The organism is Vagococcus sp. (genome assembly GCF_052102835.1).
Lineage (GTDB): Bacteria > Bacillota > Bacilli > Lactobacillales > Vagococcaceae > Vagococcus.
Map to the genome: position 1 here is coordinate 159,799 of NZ_JBQEIL010000004.1, position 19,085 is coordinate 178,883.

The 19,085-nt window shown below is 33.1% G+C and carries 20 protein-coding genes and 1 other RNA gene; 18 read left to right on the plus strand and 3 right to left on the minus strand.

All coding sequences use genetic code 11. The annotated features are described in order from the left end of the window. The first annotated feature begins 111 nt into the window (after positions 1-111). The 11 genes from gpsB to ACTJFD_RS05690 all read left to right on the plus strand — a co-directional run bounded on the left by gpsB (position 112) and on the right by ACTJFD_RS05690 (position 9,097). The gene (gene gpsB, locus ACTJFD_RS05640; protein WP_442260223.1) at positions 112-540 is read left to right on the plus strand and encodes a cell division regulator GpsB; all 429 of its coding nucleotides are present in this window, start codon (positions 112-114) and stop codon (positions 538-540) included. A 27-nt stretch (positions 541-567) separates the two neighbouring features. After that, an RNA gene (gene rnpB / locus ACTJFD_RS05645) (RNase P RNA component class B) lies at positions 568-950 on the plus strand. Positions 951-1,066: 116 nt separating this feature from the next. After that, positions 1,067-2,218, plus strand: a complete 1,152-nt coding sequence (locus tag ACTJFD_RS05650; RefSeq protein ID WP_442260225.1) for a THUMP domain-containing class I SAM-dependent RNA methyltransferase — start codon at positions 1,067-1,069, stop codon at positions 2,216-2,218. A gap of 2 nt (positions 2,219-2,220) precedes the next feature. After that, positions 2,221-3,717, plus strand: a complete 1,497-nt coding sequence (locus ACTJFD_RS05655; protein ID WP_442260227.1) for a carboxypeptidase M32 — start codon at positions 2,221-2,223, stop codon at positions 3,715-3,717. Between the two features lie 95 nt (positions 3,718-3,812). Then, positions 3,813-4,688, plus strand: a complete 876-nt coding sequence (locus ACTJFD_RS05660) for an ROK family protein (RefSeq protein WP_442260229.1) — start codon at positions 3,813-3,815, stop codon at positions 4,686-4,688. A gap of 145 nt (positions 4,689-4,833) precedes the next feature. Beyond that, positions 4,834-5,724, plus strand: a complete 891-nt coding sequence (locus ACTJFD_RS05665; protein WP_442260231.1) for a fructose bisphosphate aldolase — start codon at positions 4,834-4,836, stop codon at positions 5,722-5,724. A gap of 106 nt (positions 5,725-5,830) precedes the next feature. After that, positions 5,831-6,499, plus strand: coding sequence for an NAD(P)H-dependent oxidoreductase (locus ACTJFD_RS05670; RefSeq protein WP_442260232.1), 669 nt, complete (start codon positions 5,831-5,833; stop codon positions 6,497-6,499). Next, positions 6,500-6,676: a hypothetical protein gene (locus tag ACTJFD_RS05675; RefSeq protein WP_442260234.1), complete on the plus strand. Its 177-nt coding sequence runs from the start codon at positions 6,500-6,502 to the stop codon at positions 6,674-6,676. Between the two features lie 63 nt (positions 6,677-6,739). Then, on the plus strand, positions 6,740-7,312 hold the full coding sequence (locus ACTJFD_RS05680) for a hypothetical protein (RefSeq protein ID WP_442260236.1): 573 nt from the start codon (positions 6,740-6,742) through the stop codon (positions 7,310-7,312). A 149-nt stretch (positions 7,313-7,461) separates the two neighbouring features. Next, positions 7,462-8,337 (plus strand): ATP-binding cassette domain-containing protein, encoded by an 876-nt coding sequence (locus ACTJFD_RS05685; protein WP_442260238.1) that lies wholly within the window; start codon positions 7,462-7,464, stop codon positions 8,335-8,337. Between the two features lie 4 nt (positions 8,338-8,341). Beyond that, positions 8,342-9,097: a hypothetical protein gene (locus ACTJFD_RS05690; RefSeq protein ID WP_442260240.1), complete on the plus strand. Its 756-nt coding sequence runs from the start codon at positions 8,342-8,344 to the stop codon at positions 9,095-9,097. Between the two features lie 30 nt (positions 9,098-9,127). On the opposite strand, the gene ACTJFD_RS05695 is transcribed toward ACTJFD_RS05690, so the two are convergent. Continuing rightward, the gene (locus tag ACTJFD_RS05695; protein ID WP_442260242.1) at positions 9,128-9,610 is read right to left on the minus strand and encodes a methylated-DNA--[protein]-cysteine S-methyltransferase; all 483 of its coding nucleotides are present in this window, start codon (positions 9,608-9,610) and stop codon (positions 9,128-9,130) included. A gap of 82 nt (positions 9,611-9,692) precedes the next feature. Between ACTJFD_RS05695 and ACTJFD_RS05700 the strand changes: the two genes are divergently transcribed. The 4 genes from ACTJFD_RS05700 to ACTJFD_RS05715 are packed head-to-tail and all read left to right on the plus strand — an operon-like array spanning position 9,693 to position 13,098. Further along, entirely contained in the window at positions 9,693-11,045 is a 1,353-nt protein-coding gene (locus ACTJFD_RS05700) for a bifunctional metallophosphatase/5'-nucleotidase (protein ID WP_442260244.1), read from the plus strand. 14 nt (positions 11,046-11,059) lie between these two features. Beyond that, positions 11,060-11,683 (plus strand): YutD family protein, encoded by a 624-nt coding sequence (locus ACTJFD_RS05705; protein WP_442260246.1) that lies wholly within the window; start codon positions 11,060-11,062, stop codon positions 11,681-11,683. A 9-nt stretch (positions 11,684-11,692) separates the two neighbouring features. Beyond that, positions 11,693-12,457, plus strand: coding sequence for a TIGR01457 family HAD-type hydrolase (locus tag ACTJFD_RS05710; protein WP_442260248.1), 765 nt, complete (start codon positions 11,693-11,695; stop codon positions 12,455-12,457). Next, the gene (locus ACTJFD_RS05715; protein ID WP_442260250.1) at positions 12,457-13,098 is read left to right on the plus strand and encodes a TIGR01906 family membrane protein; all 642 of its coding nucleotides are present in this window, start codon (positions 12,457-12,459) and stop codon (positions 13,096-13,098) included. Before ACTJFD_RS05710 ends, ACTJFD_RS05715 begins: the two co-directional genes overlap by 1 nt. Here ACTJFD_RS05715 and ACTJFD_RS05720 read toward each other — a convergent pair. After that, positions 13,095-13,616: a phosphatidylglycerophosphatase A family protein gene (locus ACTJFD_RS05720; RefSeq protein ID WP_442260252.1), complete on the minus strand. Its 522-nt coding sequence runs from the start codon at positions 13,614-13,616 to the stop codon at positions 13,095-13,097. The two genes, ACTJFD_RS05715 and ACTJFD_RS05720, sit on opposite strands and share 4 nt — an antisense overlap. A 21-nt stretch (positions 13,617-13,637) precedes the next feature. Beyond that, a complete protein-coding gene (locus tag ACTJFD_RS05725) occupies positions 13,638-14,630 on the minus strand; it encodes an NAD(P)/FAD-dependent oxidoreductase (protein WP_442260254.1) in 993 nt (330 codons plus the stop codon). Positions 14,631-14,796: 166 nt separating this feature from the next. Here ACTJFD_RS05725 and ACTJFD_RS05730 point away from each other — a divergent pair, with 166 nt between their 5' ends. From ACTJFD_RS05730 to ACTJFD_RS05740, 3 genes are read left to right on the plus strand one after another with little or no spacing between them, the layout of a single operon-like run. Further along, complete coding sequence (locus ACTJFD_RS05730) at positions 14,797-15,450, plus strand: TetR/AcrR family transcriptional regulator (protein ID WP_442260255.1); 654 nt, start codon at positions 14,797-14,799, stop codon at positions 15,448-15,450. A 4-nt stretch (positions 15,451-15,454) separates the two neighbouring features. Next, positions 15,455-17,173 carry an ABC transporter ATP-binding protein gene (locus tag ACTJFD_RS05735; protein ID WP_442260257.1) on the plus strand — a complete coding sequence of 573 codons (1,719 nt, stop codon included), beginning with the start codon at positions 15,455-15,457 and terminating at the stop codon, positions 17,171-17,173. After that, positions 17,170-19,014: an ABC transporter ATP-binding protein gene (locus ACTJFD_RS05740; protein ID WP_442260259.1), complete on the plus strand. Its 1,845-nt coding sequence runs from the start codon at positions 17,170-17,172 to the stop codon at positions 19,012-19,014. Before ACTJFD_RS05735 ends, ACTJFD_RS05740 begins: the two co-directional genes overlap by 4 nt. The last annotated feature ends 71 nt before the right edge of the window (positions 19,015-19,085 follow it).

The following is a 19,085-nucleotide window of genomic DNA, read 5'->3' on the forward strand; positions in this document are numbered from 1 at the left end:
ATAAAAACATTGTCAACTGTTCAAAAAATGATTATAGTATAAGGTAGGGAAATATGTGAGTTTCTTGAAACTCGAGTATAAAAAATGACATTTAAAGGATGGGTGTAATCATTGGCTAAATTAACATACTCTGCAAAAGATATTTTACAAAAAGAATTTAAAAGCAAAATGCGTGGATACGATCCAGTAGAAGTTGATGAGTTTTTAGATAACGTTATCAAAGATTATGAGCAGTACAATCAAGATATCATTAATTTAAAGGAAGAAAATCAACGTTTGGTAAACAAAGTAGATCAATTAACACAAAATCAAGCAACATTATCAAGAATGAAACAAGAAACACCAAAATCAAGCGCGATTACTAATTTTGATATTTTAAAACGTTTGTCAAATTTAGAAAAACATGTTTTTGGTAGCAAATTAGAAGAAGGAATTGCGGTAGAATCTGAAGTGAGTCGTAAGGCTCGTACGACTTTAAATGAAGCAGCAAAAAAAGTTTTAGAAGATCAAGACGATTTAGAGATGACAAAACGCTTTTAATCGAGTAAAATGGAAATATTCCTTATAGTTTTCGGATAATTGCGGCATCATTCTTAAATGATGTTGAGGAAAGTCCATGCTCGCACAGACTGAGATGTTTGTAGTGTTCGTGCTTAACGAAAAAATAAGTTAAGGTAGTTTGATTATTCAAATTAACGGCAGGCAAAATAGCTAAAGCCTTTCGGGGTCATGCTAGAGTAGTCTTGAAAAGTGCCACAGTGACGAAGTGATTTTAGAAATAAAATCAGTGGAACGGGTAAACCCCTCGAGCGAGCAACCCAAACTTATGGTAGGGGCACCTTTCTCAAGAAACTTGAACGACGAGAAGGGACAGAAAAATTTCTGTAGACAGATAATTATCCTTGGTATTTTTCCCTGAGAAATATCAAGACAGAACATGGCTTATAGAAAACTATAGAAATCAGGATAGGGGTTGTGGCAAACTATTTGTTTTGTCACAGCCCCTTTTAAAATACGTAAAATTAATAAAATTTTTATACTAATAATCAAGTAAAGGATAATTTAAATGAAACAATTCAAGTTAGTAGCAACAGCAGCTAGTGGTATCGAAGCGTTAGTCGGTAAAGAATTACGCGATTTAGGAATAGAGTGCGAGGTTGAAAATGGTAAGGCCATCTTTTTTGGTGATATGTCAACGATTATTAAAGCGAATTTATGGTTAAGAACAGCAGACCGAATTAAAATTATTGTTGGTGAGTTTGAAGCAACTACTTTTGAAGATTTATTTGAACAAACAAAAGCAATTCCATGGGAAGACTTATTGCCAATGGATGCTGAATTTCCAGTCGCAGGTAAATCAATTAAGTCTACTTTGTATAGTGTTCCTGACTGTCAAGCAATCACTAAGAAAGCGATTGTTAATCGCTTAAGTGAGCATTATTCTCGTTATGGACGTTTGCCAGAAACAGGAGCAAAATTTCCAATTGAAGTGGCTCTTTTGAAAGATAAAGTGACGTTAACACTAGATACAACAGGTTCTAGTTTATTTAAACGTGGCTATCGCTTAGATAAAGGTGGTGCGCCTTTGAAAGAAAACATGGCTGCCGCGATTATTAAATTGACAACATGGCGTAAAGATCGTCCGTTTTATGATCCAGTTTGTGGTTCAGGAACGTTTTGTATTGAAGCTGCTATGATTGGGCGTAACTTAGCACCAGGTTACAATCGTCAGTTTTTAATAGAAACATGGTCATGGTTTGATAAGTCAATCGCTACAACCTTACGGGCTGAAGCAAAAGAACAAGCAGATTATGACTGTGAGCTGGACATAACGGGGACAGATATTGATCCTAAAATGATTGCGATTGCTAAAGCTAATGCTGAACAAGCTGGTTTAGGTGATTCAATAACATTTAAGCAAATGAATTTGACAGATTTTAATACAACCAAAGAATATGGCGTAATTGTTGCGAATCCACCTTATGGGGAACGACTAGGTGAAGAGGAAGCAGTTCAACGTTTGTATAAAGAAATGGGTAAGACATACAAACCATTAGATACTTGGAGTAAGTATATTTTAACTAGTGATTTAACTTTTGAAAGCCATTATGGTTCAAGAGCTACTAAAAAAAGAAAATTATATAATGGTGCATTGAGAACTGATTTATTCCAATATTGGGGCAAACGTCCTCCACGCCAACCGAGAAAGGAAGACTAATTATGACGAAAGAACAAAAGTTTTTAGCTTATTTAAAAGAAATAGGACTTCTTCGAGAAGCAGTTGGCTTAGCAGAATGGGATAGTCAAACTGGGATGCCAGAGATGGCTGCTGGATATCGTGCTGAGATGTCTAGTTATCTCGCAGGACAAGCTTTTGACAAGAGTACTAATCAAACGATGGCTGATTTTATTTCGTTCTTTACAAGTCATCCAGAAGAATTATCTGATTTTGGGCAAGAGGTCTTTACAAAGGTTAAAGAAGAATATGATTTAAACAATAAAATACCTTTAGAACGTTATCAAGCTTATGCTCGTTTAACATCAGAAGCGCATAGTATTTGGGTTGAATCTAGGAATAAACAAGAATTTTCAATTTTTAAACAGACCTTACAGGAGATTATCAATTTCAATAAAGAATTTATTCCATTGTGGCGTAAAAATGAAAAAACAAACTATGATGTTTTGTTAAATCAATATGAACCAGGGATGACAACGGAAATTTTAGATGGTGTTTTTGGTCAAGTTAAAGAGGGAATTATTGCTATTCGTCAAACATTGGCTGAAAAAGGAACGGAACCTAAAACAGATTTTCTTAATCGACATGTTTCTCAAGCACAACAGGAAAAATTTGTGACTCATGTGATTGAAGAGTTAGGTTATGATTTTAAACGTGGTCGTTTGGATGAAACGGTTCATCCTTTTATGTTAAATTTAAATCGTCGCGATGCTCGAATAACAACGAATTGGATAGAAGATGATTTTATCGTTGCTACTCTAGGTACTATTCATGAGGCTGGACACGGAATGTATGAGCAAAATGTTTCCGAGCACTTTGATTATACACCATTAGCTGGTGGGGTATCGATGGGCATACATGAATCACAATCTTTATTTAACGAAATCATTGTAGGAAGCTCACGTGCTTTTTGGAAGAAACAATATCCTGTTTTTCAAGAAATTACGGGGGATACTTTTAAAGATATTGATTTTGAAACTTTTTATAAAGGATTGAAGAAAACACAATCTAGTTTAATCAGAATCCAAGCAGATACTTTGACATATCCGTTGCATATTATTATTCGTTATGAGATTGAAAAAATGATTTTCAATGATGATTTAGATTTAGAGCAATTACCAGAAATTTGGAATAGCAAATATGAGGAATATTTAGGTATCCGTCCAGAGAATGATGTTGAAGGTATTCTACAAGATGTTCATTGGTCGGGTGGTAGTTTTGGTTACTTCCCATCTTATGCTTTAGGTTACATGTATGCTGCTCAGTTGTATCAAGCAATGAATAAAGAATTTGATGTCGAAGCAACCTTAGCTTCAGATGATTATTCTCCAATTCTTAATTGGTTAAGCCAGCATATTCATCAATATGGCAGTTCACGTAAGCCAAGTCAATTAATTTTAGATGCCACGAAAGAGCCTTTAAACCCAACTTATTTAATCGATTATATGCGTCAACTCTATTTTGAAGTTTATGACGTTTAATGAATGTAATTGGAAGTTATTGAATAATTAACTAGTCGAATAGCCATTGATATGTTAGAATAAGTGTAAATTTGAAGGTAAGGGAGAGTTTTTGAATGATTTTTGGTGCTATTGAAGCTGGGGGAACAAAATTTGTATGTGCAGTGAGTGATGAAAATTTAAATATTATTGAACGCGTTAGCATTGCTACAACCAAACCTGAGGAAACAATGAAAGAAGTTTATGCTTTTTTTGATCGTTATGAGGTTGACTCAATTGGGATTGGTTCATTTGGTCCGATTGACGTTAATCCTAAATCAGCTACTTATGGTTCGATTACTTCGACACCAAAATTAGCTTGGGCTCATTACCCATTTTTAGATGAAATGAAAAAAAGGTATGATATTGCTTATGCTTTTACAACAGATGTCAATGCTGCCGCTTATGGTGAGATAAAAAAAGGGGTTGCATTTGGCAGTAACAGTTGTATTTATATTACTGTTGGAACTGGAATTGGTGCTGGAATAGTAATTGATAGTAAAATTATTCATGGCTTTGGACATCCAGAGGCTGGTCATATTAGTGTTCAACATCATCCAAACGATCAATTTGACGGTTTATGCCCATATCACACTTCATGTTTAGAAGGGCTAGCATCTGGACCAGCAATTGAAAAGCGTTGGGGTAAGAAAGCTCAAGAACTTGAAAAAACTCATCAAGCATGGGAAATAGAGGCTTATTACTTGGCACAAGCCTTGGTTGATTATACACTAGTAGTATCCCCAGATAAAATAGTATTTGGTGGTGGTGTCATGAAACAGAGTCAACTTTATCCATTAATTTTTGCTGAATTTAAAAAATTAATGAATGAGTATGTTGCTACGCCACTTTTAGAAGATTACATTGTCCCTTGTGGTTTAGGTGATGATGCTGGAATCACTGGCTGTTTATTATTGGCAATGGATGCCTTAGAAACAGCTATTAAAAAATAATATAGAAATCAACGGGGATGAATGACTTCGTTGATTTTTTTATTGAAAACTTTCACGTTTTTTCCAATTTTTCATTTTATTTTTTGTTACTTTATATTATAATATGACGTATCGTTGTGAGTAACTTAACAAAGGAGCGAGGAAAATGACAGATAATCAAAAGATTGAAAAAATGATATCCGGTAAAGGTTTCATAGCAGCACTTGATCAGAGTGGTGGAAGTACGCCGAAAACATTAAGACAATATGGGATCCCTGATAATAGTTACCAAACAGATGAAGAAATGTTTAATATTGTTCATGATATGCGTCAACGAATTATGATGAGTCCAGAATTTTCTTCGGACCATATCATTGGAGCGATTATCTTTGAGGATACAATGAAACGAAAAGTGGAAGGTTTATTTACGGCAGATTATTTATGGACTAAGAAACAAATTTTACCGTTCTTAAAAATTGATGTGGGACTACTACCTGAACAGAACGGTGTTCAATTAATGAAAGAAATCCCAAATATCGATCAAAAATTAGCAGATGCGAAAGCTCATCATATTTTTGGAACGAAAGAACGTTCTTTTATATTTGGTGCAAATGAAGTAGGAATTAAGACATTGGTTGATCAACAGTTTAAGTTAGCTGAGACTGTTTTTAAAGCAGGATTAATTCCAACAATTGAACCAGAAATTGATATCCATAGTAAAGATAAAAAACAATCTGAAATAATTTTAAAAAAATATTTACTTGAAAAATTATCTGAGTTACCTACTGAAATGAAAGTTATGTTGAAATTGACGCTCCCATCAATTCCTGATTTTTATCAAGAATTAATAGCACAGCCAAATGTTATACGAGTAGTCGCGTTATCAGGGGGGTATAAACGAGATGAAGCAGATAAAAAATTGGCAGAAAATCATGGGATGATCGCTAGTTTTTCAAGAGCCTTACTTGAAGATTTAGCTTATCAAGAAACTGATTTTGAATTTGATATGTATCTTAGACAAACAATTGAACAAATTGATGATGCTTCAAGAAGCTAATGAGTTAATTGTTAGGACTGTGAATTTTCACAGTCCTAATTTCTTTTTCTTTAAAAATAGTAGTAGGTAAGCTAAAATATGTAATAAGAGAATAAGGAGAAGAGAAATGAAAACATTAATTTTAGTTACACATCCAAATTATGATGAATCAAATACCCAATCTTTTTTTAAAGAAGCCTGTTCAGAGTTAGAAACCGTCACAATCTATCGCTTGGCAGAATATAAAGCAACTGAGGTATTAGTTCTTCAACAACTCATTCGAGAAACGGATCGATTGATTTTTCAATTTCCACTCTATTGGTACAGTTGCCCTGGTGAGTTAAAAATTTGGATTGATCACTTATGGACCCCCACTTTATATCAACAGAATCTAGTTGGAAAAGAGCTCGGTATTGTTGTATCCACAGGTGTTTCTGAAGAAGCCTTTCAAGCAGGAGGACAAGAAAAATTTACATTATCAGAATTATTACGTCCTTTTGAGGCGTTAGCAAATAAATCCAAGATGTTATTTATGCCTATTTTTAGTCTAGCTAATTTTAACTATTTATCAGAAGAAGAAAAAAAGGTAATCTTGATTAACTATCAACAATATTTAACCAAAATAAATTCACCCCAGTTTAAAATAAAGGAACAATGGTTTATTGATAATCTAAAGAAAAAAAATAAAATGATTCAGACCGATAGTCTAGCTCAAGTGATTCACCAACTTGAAGAAAATCAGGATTATTTACTTTCCTTGCAAGATTCTTTAGCTGAAATGAAGGAGGAACTTTAAGTGAATCAAGAAGAATGGTTACTGCATGAGATTGATCAATTAATGAAACAGAGCAAAACGTATCAAGACTGGTCATTTTACCTAGAGTTAAAGAAAATTGTTCGTGAACAGTATCGACGAATAGAATTAGCTGAAGGCGAGTTAGATGGTACGCTTTGGAGTCCTAAAAATTGGTAATTCAAGAAGTTTTTTTGAAAGAATTATAGTATACTAATGATTGGGATTGAGGAGGGTGACATTTTGAAAGAAAAAAGAAAATTACTTTTCTTATTGAGTTTTTTATTAATAATAACAGGCTGTTCACAAAAACAAAATACTGTTAATTTTCCAAAAGAAAAAAAAGTGACTAAACTGACTGTTGCAGATGTTAATAAAAAGAAAAAAAGAACGGATATTATTAATAATTTAATGATTGGTCGAAGTAAAATCAGTTTTAATAATCAAGAGTTCAGTCAACTTTCGGATGGAAAGTTTACAAGTGAAGAGTTATGGGGAACTTTTAGAGATTTAGATCAACCAGAGCTAACCTTGCAATTAAATGCAGCGGATAGTAAACAAGCAATTTATGGTGAAATTTCAGGATATGAATTAGAGGGAATTGACTGGGATAAAGAAACACCTGTTAAATATTTAGGTTTGATGGAAGAAGCATTACAATTTTCTAAAGATAAAAAAATATTAATGTATAAAGCAAGAACGGGAGATGTTATTTTTTCAACAACGTTAGTTGGAAAAAGTGAACTAACAGATACTGAGATATTACTTTTAAAATCCATTGCTAAAGGGATAAAGTTGGAATTTGTTGGAGAATAAAAGAGTGGATTTTTAAAAATCGGACATTTACTATCGTTTAAGAATTTTATCTTGTTATTTTTTGTTAGGAGACTGTTACTCTATCGTAACATTAGTAGCCTATGATAGGGTGAGATGTTTTATTTTTTAAAAGGAGAGGAATTACCAACATGGGAATTCAAGCAAAGGATTTATCAAAAGTTGTTGATGGACAATTGATTTTAAACGATATCAACTTGGAGATTGATAAACAGAGAGTTTATGGTTTGATTGGTCAAAATGATTCAGGTAAAACAACATTATTGCGAATTATAGCAAATTTAAGATACCCAACGGATGGTTATCTTGAAGTTGATGGGATTGATATGGCTGAAAATCCACAGATTGTAAAAAAAATATATTTTCAGTCACAAGATGATATTTATCCTAAAAGAGCAAAATTGAAACAAATTATTAAGTGGACAAAGCAATCGTATGATTGTTTTCAGTTAAGTGTTTGCCAATCTTTGTTGGAGAAATATGGACTGAATCAAGAGAAGGTCTTTAGTCAATTATCGATTCAAAAGCAAATGATTTTTAGAAGTTGTTTGGCTTTTAGTATAGATACTGATTATCTTTTACTAGATGAACCAACATTTTCTTTAGATGCAACACATCGTTATTCGCTTTATCAAGATCTGCAAGCAAGTTACCATCGTCATCCGAAAACAATTATCTTATCCACTCACTTTATCGATGAAATTGAATCGTTGATTGAAAAAGTGGTTATTGTAGAAGATGGTCAAGTAATTGTTGATGATTTTGTTTCTGAATTGATTAATCAAGCTTATGTGGTTGAAGGAGAAGAAAAAGAAGTTCGCGATTTTATCAGACAACGTAATGTGATTGGACAAATTTATTTAAATGGTCGTTTACAAGTTTGCTCAAGATTAACTGATGAAGAAGTTTATGTTGCTACTGACTATGATATAAATGTACGTTCATTAAATTTACAAGAGTTATTTATACACCTTACTAGACCGATAAATGAAGAAAGTGAGGCGTAAGTAGATGAAAAGAAATCGAGTTGTTTTAAAAAATCAATGGTTTAATTATGTTAGGATTTTCTTAGTTTTTATTTTGTTATATTTGCTATTAATTGGTTTTAGCTTTGTTAGTAATCATTTTCAAATCATCGATTTTAAAGTTGAACAAGTTAGTTATTTATTTTTTATATACCTTTTTGTGATGGCATGGTTAAATCTAACCAAAAATATTACTTTTTTTAGTTATCACTCTGTAACAAGAAAAGAAATTTTAAATCAAACTATGTTGATTCAATTTATAACATGTCTAGCAGGCAGTTTTGTGATAGAAGGAATCAATCAATTAATCGCTAGATTCCCTAAATTAATGTTTATTAATTATTCGGATAGTATTCGAAGCATTTATCTAAAAGAATTTAATTTACCCATCTATGCGGAATTAATAGCAGTACTTTTATTTTTAACACTTGTTCTATTCTGTGTTAGTCAGTTGGCAAACTTAGTTGCAATTCTTACTTATTCATGGAAACGAACTAAATTATTAGGTGTTCTGAGCCTAGTTTTTGCTGTACTTGTCCTTCTTATTTTTAGTTTTAGATTTTGGACAGGAGCGATGTATTCTATTTTTGTTAAGATAATGGGCTGGTTAACCGGAACAGGACAAAATGTCGTTCCGAGTCTTGTCATTCCTTTAACTTTGATTATTCTTATTTTAATCGTGGTTGTCGCGATTGAAACTAAGAAAATGAAACGTTTAGAAATTAATAAGTTTATTGTTTAATCAACTAAAAAGATTACAACCTTGTTTGTTTTAAGGTTGTAATCTTTTGTTTTGTGTTTCTAAATCGATTAAAAATTGCTTAGTCGTTAAACCTTTCTCGGAGTTTCCCGTGTAACCAGTTAACGTACCGTTTTTTCCACAGACACGATGACAAGGAATGAGAATTGGAAGTGGGTTTTTACGATTGGCTTGTCCAACCGCTCGGTAAGCATATGGTCGCTTAATTATTTGTGCGATATCAGCATAAGTAACAATTTGACCATAAGGAATTTTAGTTAAAGCTGACCAAACTTCTTTTTGAAAATCAGTTCCTATGGTTAAATCTAAAGGAACAGTAAATTGCTGCAGTTGACCAGAAAAGTAAGCATCCAATTCTTTTTTTAGTAGTAGAAGGTGGGGATGGTTAGGAGTTGATGGCGGTAATTCAGGTAATGAAGCAGTAAATTTAATTTCTGAAATGCCGTCAGAAGTAGCTGTGATTTCTAATTGGATTGTTTTATTTTTATAAAACAAGGAGTTCACCTCTTTTGCTATGTATTGAATTCGATTATAATAGAAAGATAGAATGAAAATAAAAGATAGGGTCGTCTGAAAAATGAAAGAATATATAAATTTACTTCATACGAATGATTTACATTCTCACTTTGAAAATTGGCCTAGATTATCTCGCTTATTGAAGCAACAGCAAGTGATAGATTCCTCAGTCTTTAAAATTGATTTAGGTGATTTTATGGATCGAGAAGCACCACTGACCGAATGGACAAATGGTCATGCTAATGTAGAACTTTTAAATCAGGCAAAGTATGATTTAGTAACAATTGGAAACAATGAAGGAATTACAAATAATAAGCAGCAACTAAATCATCTGTTTGATAAAGCTAATTTTAAAGTAACTCTTGCTAATTTACAAGATTTATTAACAAAGAAACAACCCATATGGGCAGAACCTATTCACTATTTTAAAACAGAAAGAGGAACTACTCTTGGTTTTATTGGATTGACGGCTCCAATGCCGCTGACGTATGAACCTTTTGGTTGGAAAGTTTTAGATCCTGTTCAGTGTTTGGAAAAGTGGTTGCCGGTTATGGAGCAAACTGCTGATATTATAATTGTACTCTCCCATCTAGGGTTACCAATGGACCGGGAAGTAGCCAAAAAATTTAATCAGATTGATTGTATTTTAGGGTCACATACACATCATCTCTTACCTCAAGGTGAGTTGGAACAGGGAGTTTTATTAGCGGCCGCTGGCCGTTACGGTGAATACTTAGGTAAAGTTACATTTTGTTTAGAGGCGGGTCAGTTAATTTCTAAAAAAGCCGTCACTTTTCCAGTTATTGATATTGTTGAAAAAAGTGAAGATCAAAAAGAAATAGAAGAGTTAAGAAATCGAGGCAAAAATGGCTTGCAAAAAGAAACAGTAACAGAGTTAGTAAGACCACTATACAAGGAAAAAGAACTCATCGAACAAACGCTATTAGCAATGTTAAATGAGAGTCACACAGCGATTGCATTAATCAATTCGGGCTTGTTTTTGAAAACATTGCTTGAGGGAAGAGTAAGTCGTTATGATTTACATCAATGTTTACCTCATCCTATGAATCTGGTTCGTGTGACCTTAAAAGGTAAAGACTTGAGTGTTCTTATTTTAAAGATTGAGAAATTAAGAAGTAAATTGAAAGAGCAACAAATTATCGGGATGAAATTTCGAGGTAAAGTTTTTGGTGAAATATGGTATCATGGAATCAATCAAGTGAGTGCGAAGCAAATCAATGTCTTAGACGAACCAATTGATCTTGAAAAAAACTATCAGTTGGTGACAGTTGATCATCTGACGTTCTTACCTTATTTTTATGCTGAATTTAATCAAGGTAAAATAGAAATTTTATCAGCACGTTTTTTAAGAGAAGTAGTGGCTGATTGGTTAGCAAATAGAATTGAAGAATAGTGGATGGTGAAAAAATGGGAAAAAAAGAAGTGAAAAATACGATTGAAGTTGAAATAGAAAACGTAGAAGTTGAAGTCGTTGAAAAAACAGAAGAAGAACTTCGAATTGAACAGTTAATTAAAGAGTTAGATCCAGCCGATTTTTTATTAGGTAATGGTCATTATCGATTAGTAAAGAACTATCGAGAAGGGTTTGATTATCGAGCACTGTTAGAACGTTATCATGAAATATTAAATAAATACGATTATATTGTTGGTGACTGGGGTTACGATCAATTACGTTTAAAGGGTTTTTTTAAAGATGATTTTAGAAACGCTGCGATTGATTCAAAAATTAGCCATCTGGAAGATTATTTATATGAATACTGTAATTTTGGCTGTGCTTATTTTGTGATTGAACAATTCGGTGAATTTCATCGTAAAGGTCGTGACACATCTAATAGTCGACCAAGAAAAAAAACGAAACCAAAACCTAAAAATCAAGTAGAAGAAACTAAAAAAGAGCATCAAAAACCGCGTCGTAAATCTAATTTTAAGAAAAAAGAGCAACCACGAAAAGATAATAAAAAAGAAAAAAAAGAGGTTAAGAAAGTACAAACTAAAGCTAAAGGTTTTGTGATTAGAGAGCGAGAACAATAGGGGGATATTATGACATACCAAGGATATTTAATTGATTTGGATGGTACGATGTATTTGGGAAACGAGAAGATACCGGCAGCGAAACCATTCATTGAACGATTACAAGCAAAAAAAATTCCATTTATGTTTGTTACGAATAATACAACAAAAACACCATCAGATGTGAGTAGACGCTTGGCAGATTCATTTGATATTCATGTTTCAAAAGAGCATGTCTATACGGCAACGTTAGCAACCGTTGATTACATGAAAAAGCTAAACAAAGGAAATAGTGTCTATATTATTGGTGAGAGTGGTTTAAAGGAAGGAATTTTAAAGGCTGGATTTGTATGGGAAGAAAAAAATCCGGATTATGTTGTAGTTGGTTTAGATACAGAATTAACATATGAAAAATTAAAATTAGCCACTTTTGCGATTCAAAATGGAGCTTTTTTTATAGGGACCAATCCAGATAAGAATATTCCAACGGGCGAAGGTTTAGCGCCGGGAGCGGGTTCTTTGATTAGTTTATTAGAAACGGCAACGCGAGTAAATGCAACATATATAGGAAAACCAGAAGCAATTATTATGGAATCAGCGTTACAGGTTATGGATTTACCTAAAAAAAAGGTGATCATGGTTGGTGATAATTATGAAACGGATATTCAAGCTGGGATTAGGAACGGAATTGATACCTTACTGGTTTTAACAGGTTTTACGTCAGAAAATCAGGTACCATTATTACCGGAAGCTCCAACACATGTGGTTTCTTCACTGGATGAGTGGATAATCTAGTGAAGGTAAAATTAAAAAACTATTTACAATTTGTGATGTTACTCCTTTTTTTATTGACTCTCGCGATTACGCTAACGATTAATGCGCGTTGGTTATATGTAATCGATGTTCATTCTCTCGAGATAACTAAAATTGTTGATTTGTCGTATTCAAATTTGATGAAAAATTATGATGAATTAATGCAATATCTTAATTTTTTTTGGATAAACTCGCTAAAGTTAAGTGATTTTTCAAGTTCTGTTAATGGCTTGTTACATTTTAAAGAAGTTAAAAATTTATTCCAATTGAATTATTTAATTTTACTCTTAACAAGTTTACCTAGTTTTTATTATATTGGTCAACTGTATCGTCAAAAAAGAATATGGACATTGATTAAACCGTTAACTGCTGTTTTAGTTGTTCTATTATCACTTGTAGCAACAATGGCGGTCGCATTTAATCAGTTTTTTATCTGGTTCCATGAACTATTTTTTAATAATGATGCTTGGATGTTTGATCCATTAACTGATCCAATTATCAATGCATTACCACAAGATTATTTTTTACATTGTTTTATTTTATTTTTTATTTTATTTATTTTGTTTTGTTTCCTTTTTATAAGGCTTGGAAAAAGACAATTAAAAAAAGATATTACCGTTTAATCGGTAGTATCTTTTTTTATTTCGAATTTTGTTTCAGGCATGGAGTGGGCAAGGCGGCTTGCTGCTGCTGCTGCTATCGCTCCAACGATATCATCTAAGAATGTGTGAACATTATTATCACCATGACAGTTTAAGCGAGCCAGAATGCCAGGTTTGACTTTATCAATATAGCCATAGTTTGTAAAACCAATCGTTCCATATACGTTAACAATCGCTAAAGCCATGATTTCATCAATACCATAGAGACCTTCATCGGTATCTATGATTTCTTGTAAAGGTTGCATCAGCTTACCTTGTTCAGCTAAAATATCTAATTGAACACCTGTTAAGATGGCATTTTGAACTTCACGTTTTTTTAGGACAGCTTCAATATTTTCTTCACATGTTTCAAGTGTTAACTCTTCTAAATAATCTTTCTGTAAGAAATAAACGAGTTCAGCGATATCTCGCATGGTGACCCCTCGATCTTCAAGACAACGTTTAGCACTTTCCTCAAGGGTTTGGCGTTTGACATTCATTTGGACACTTCCTTTACTTTTTTATTGTTCGTAGAGACTAGTACTATGCATTGGTTGTAACCGTTCTTTAGGATTAATCCAATGAATGGCATTATTAACTGCTGTTGGTGCTTCACCGAAGCCTGTCGCAATTAATTCTACTTTACCAGGATAACTAACAATATCTCCGATAGCAAATATTCCTGGTTGAGAAGTCGACATATCAGAGTTGACTAATATAGAAGAACCTTTTAAATCTAAGCCCCATTTTTTTATCGGACCTATGGAAGAAGAAAAGCCGTAGTTAACCATTAAATGATCAAGAGTGATTGTTTCTATTAAATCCTCTTTTGGATTTTTTAATCGTAATTTTTTTAATTGATGGTCAACGACGATTAAGTCATCAATGACGTACGGAGCCTTAATTTCAACAGTCGATTGTTTTAACTTTTCTAAACTGTACTCGTGGGCTCTAAATTGGGGTCTACGATGAACAAGGGTGACAGAATTAGCGATGCTTTCTAACATTAAAGCCCAATCAACAGCAGAATCACCACCACCACAAATGACAATATCTTGATTTTTAAAATCAGCCATATTTTTAACATAATAATGAAGTTGTTTTCCTTCAAAAGTATCCGCTTGTTCAATATTGAGACGTCTAGGTTGAAAAGAACCATTACCTGCTGCGATAATCACCGTTTTAGAAAAATGGATTTCTTTGTTGGTTGTTAATTTGAAGAGCTGACCTTCTATTTGTTCTAACTGTAGAACATCCTGACCTAGACAGATTGTCTGCTGAAAAGGTTTTATTTGTTGAATTAAAGAATCAACGAGTTCTTGTGCTTTAATTTTAGGAAAACCAGCAATATCATAAATCTGCTTTTCGGGATAAAGTAAAGCGAGTTGTCCACCTAATTCAGGCAAACTATCTATAATTTTGGTTTTTGCCTGACGCATACCAGCATAAAAGCCAGCAAATAGTCCAGCAGGTCCACCACCAATGATTGTAATATCATAAATTTCTTGCTTCATTTTTCGACTCCTTTTTTTATTCAATTATAAGTATACGTGATTTAGAAATAAATTGGTATTCTTTTGTTTTTAAATAAATTGTAAATTTGAATATAAAAAAATTGATAAATGACACGTTGTCATGTATAATGACACAATGTCACATGTTCAAAAGGGAGGATAAAAAATGCCATCAGAAACCTTTTTTCGCTTAGACGAAGAAAAACAAAATAAAATTATGGCAGCAGCAAAACAAGAGTTTTCAAAACATGCTTATCACGATGCTGCGATTTCAAATATCATTAAAATAGCAGATATTCCAAGAGGGAGTTTCTATCAATATTTTAAAGATAAACAAGATTTGTTTTTTTATTGTATTTTATTATTACGGTTTGATTTAGAAGATTATTATAGTGAGATGCTACAAGTTTCTCATGGTGATTTTTTTGAAACATTTTATTTATTTTTTAATTATTTTGTAGAAGAGGTTTTTTTAGGCGCACACGCAAAGTTTTATAAAAATTTTATTGTCTATATGGATTTTAAAGCCTCTCACCAAATGTTAGCAGAAGATAAAGTGAAAGAATTAAAGCAGAAGCGAAAGACAGCTCAACCTTTTTCAAGGTCCTTTGAAAAAATGAATTTAGAGAATTTAAAAGTTAAAGATTTTGCAGAAATGAAACAATTAGCCCATTTAATTGTAACGATGATGTTTTTAACAATTAATGAAGGGTATCGTTTAGAAAAAGAAACAGGGGAAATTGATATTGACCAAGTAAAAAAAAGTTTTGAAACAAAACTAACTTGGTTAAAATATGGTGTTATGAAAGGAAAGGAGTAAAAAGATGACAAAAATAATTAAAAGAATATCGCTATCTGCCATGCTTATGGCTGTTTTATTTATGTGTATTCAGGTAGGAGCAGATCTTTATTTACCAACGCTAACTTCTAATATTATCGATAAAGGAGTAAGTAATGGTAATATCTCTTATATTTGGGATGTAGGAAAAATAATGTTAGGCGTTTCTTTAGTTGGGATATCAGCTTCTTTGCTAAATACTTTTATAGCCACACGAGAAGCTCAGAGAGTTGGAAAAAATCTTCGTTCGGCTATTTATAAAAAAGTGGAATATGCTTCTAATTCTGAATTTGATTCGATTGGGACCGCTTCTTTAATTACAAGAACGACCAATGATGTCAATCAAGTTCAAATGTTAGTTCAGTTGATGATGAGAATGTTGATTAATGCGCCAATTATGTTAATTGGTGCAAGTATTTTAGCTTTTCAACGTGATCGTGAACTAACTAAAATTTTTATTGTCATTGTGCCGATTCTTTTGGTTGTTATTGGGGTAACGATGTTCTTTGCAATCCCATTATTTAAAAGCTTGCAAAAGAAAACAGATAATTTAAATTTAATTTTTAGAGAAGGATTGACAGGTGTTCGTGTGATTCGTGCGTTTAACAAAACTCAAGTTGAGGAAGTTCGTTTCGATGAAGCTAATCATGACTACACTAAAACGGCGATTAAGGTTAATACAATTTTAGCCATTCTGAGTCCGATTATCACTTTAATTATTAGTTTGACAAATGTAGGAATTATTTGGTTTGGTGGGCATGCCGTTGCTAATGGAACTTTACAAGTCGGAAATATGATGGCTTTTACAACTTATGCGATGCAAATTCTAATGAGTTTTATGATGTTAACAATGATTCTTATATTTGTCCCTCGAGCTCAGGTTTCTGCACGTCGAATTAATGATGTTTTAAATATGAAGAATGAGATTAAAGATCCTGAAATGTCAGAAGAAATGGGCAACCAAAGAAATTTATCTTTTTCTAATGTTAAATTTCGTTACCAAGGAGCAGAAAATTTAGCTTTATGCGGAGTTGATTTTGCCATGCAAGCTGGAGAAACAGTTGCTATCATCGGAGGAACAGGAGCAGGTAAAACAACCTTAATTAATTTGATTCCACGGTTTTTTGATATTGAATCTGGGGTAATTAAAGTCAATAATGTTGATGTTACAAAAACAGAACAAAAAATGCTACGTGAAACGATTGGCTTTATTCCTCAAAAGGCGGTTTTATTTACAGGGACAATTCGGTCGAATATGTTGTATGGTAAGCCAGATGCAACTGATATGGAAATTTGGCATGCATTGGAAATAGCACAGGCAAAAGAATTTGTTGAAACTTTACCAGAGGGATTGGAAAGTGAAGTGGAACAAGGTGGCGGTAACTTTTCTGGAGGGCAAAGACAAAGATTGTGTATTGCTCGCGCATTGATAAAACCAGCAAGTATCTACATCTTTGACGATTCTTTTTCCGCACTCGATTTCAAAACGGATGCCCTTCTCCGTCAAGCTATCAAAGAAAATATCACAGATGCTGTGATTGTGATTGTTGCACAACGTATTAGTACTGTTATTGAGGCTGATACTATTTTAGTACTGGATGAAGGAGTAATGGTTGGTAAAGGGACGCATCAAGAGTTGAAAGAAACCAATGAAACCTATCAAGAGATTCTTGCATCACAATTGAGAGAGGAGGAAATTGCATGAGAGGACGACCAGGACCTGGAGGAATGAAAGGTAAAGTAGATAAACCTAAAAACATGTCAAAAACGTTAAAAAGATTATTAAATTATATGTCAGATAAACTTTATCTTGTTGGAATAGTAGTAATCTTAGCAATTACTGCAACAATCTTTCAAATTAGGACACCTAAAATATTAGGTCAAGCAACGACTGAAATTTTTAACGGTTTAATGAAAGCTAAAGGGATGATGGAACAGGGAGAAGCCGTCACTAAAATTCCAATTAATTTTGAAAAAATAGCGCATATCTTGTTGCTCGTTTTAGCGTTATACGCAGCTTCCGCTCTTTTTGGTTTTTTTCAACAGTTTATTATGACACGAGTGACGCAACGGACGGTTTATCAGTTAAGAAAAGAATTTAATGAAAAGATGAATCGGTTACCCATTTCTTACTTTGATACACACTCAAATGGGGATATTATGTCACGAGCAATTAATGATATGGATAATATTGCCAGTACACTCCAACAAAGCTTGACGCAATTTTTAACGAGTATTGTAATGCTGGTTGGAATTTTAATCATGATGTTTTCCATTAGTTGGAAATTGACACTCGTTGCTCTTCTTACTGTGCCACTTAGTTTGATTGTGACACTAATTGTTGCACCAAAATCTCAAGTCTTTTTTGGTAAACAACAACGTAGTTTGGGATTATTGAACAATCAAATTGAAGAAACATATGGAGCACATACTGTTGCTAAAAGCTTTAATCATGAAGATCGTGATATTGAAAAATTTGAGGAAGAAAATGAAACACTCTACCAAGCCAGTTGGAAAGCTCAATTTATTTCAACTGTTATTATGCCATTGATGGATTTCATTAAAAATATTGGTTATATTTTTGTTGCTGTCTTAGGGGGGATTCAAGTTGCCCATGGACAATTACCATTAGGGGATGTACAAGCCTTTATGCAATATACTAATCAGTTTTCTCAACCAATCGGGCAGTTAGCAAGTATCGTTAATACAATTCAAGCAACACTTGCTTCAGCAGAGCGGATTTTTGAAGTTTTAGATGAATTGGAAATGGTAGACGATATTGTTGAGGCACCAATTGTCACAAGTGATTCTAAAATTATTTTTAAAGAAGTTGCTTTTGGTTATACTCCAGAAAAACGGTTGATGAAACAAGTTAATTTCGAGGTTAAATCAGGTGAGAAAATAGCGATTGTTGGTCCAACTGGTGCAGGTAAGACCACTATGATTAATCTGTTAGAACGATTTTATGATATTGATGGCGGTAATATTTATTATGAAGGGCAAGACATTCGTAACATGACTCGTGAAAAATTACGTTCGAATTTTTCAATGGTTCTTCAAGATACATGGTTATTTACTGGAACGATTTATGACAATATTCGTTATGGTAATTTAGAGGCATCGGAAGAAGATATCTATCGAGCAGCTAAGGCAGCTCACGTGGATGAATTTGTTCGTCGCCTTCCAGAAGGTTATCAAACAATTTTAAATGAAGAAGCCTCAAATATTTCGCAAGGGCAGCGTCAATTAATTACAATTGCGCGGGCTTTCTTAGTAAATCCAGATGTGTTAATTTTAGATGAAGCTACTTCAAGTGTTGATACTCGAACTGAAATTTTAATTCAAAAAGCGATGGAAAATTTACTTCAAAATCGAACGAGTTTTGTGGTTGCACATCGTCTATCCACCATACGTGATGCGGATCAAATCCTTGTGATGGATCAAGGTGATATTTTAGAAACTGGAAATCATGATGAATTAATGGAACAAAAAGGTTTCTATGCGGATCTTTATAATAGTCAGTTTTCAAATTCAGCTCCAATTTAATTATTTTTTTATAGAATTAGGTTAAAGTCCTTAATTTTCGTTAGTTTGTTCTCAGGAAAAATGGTACAATA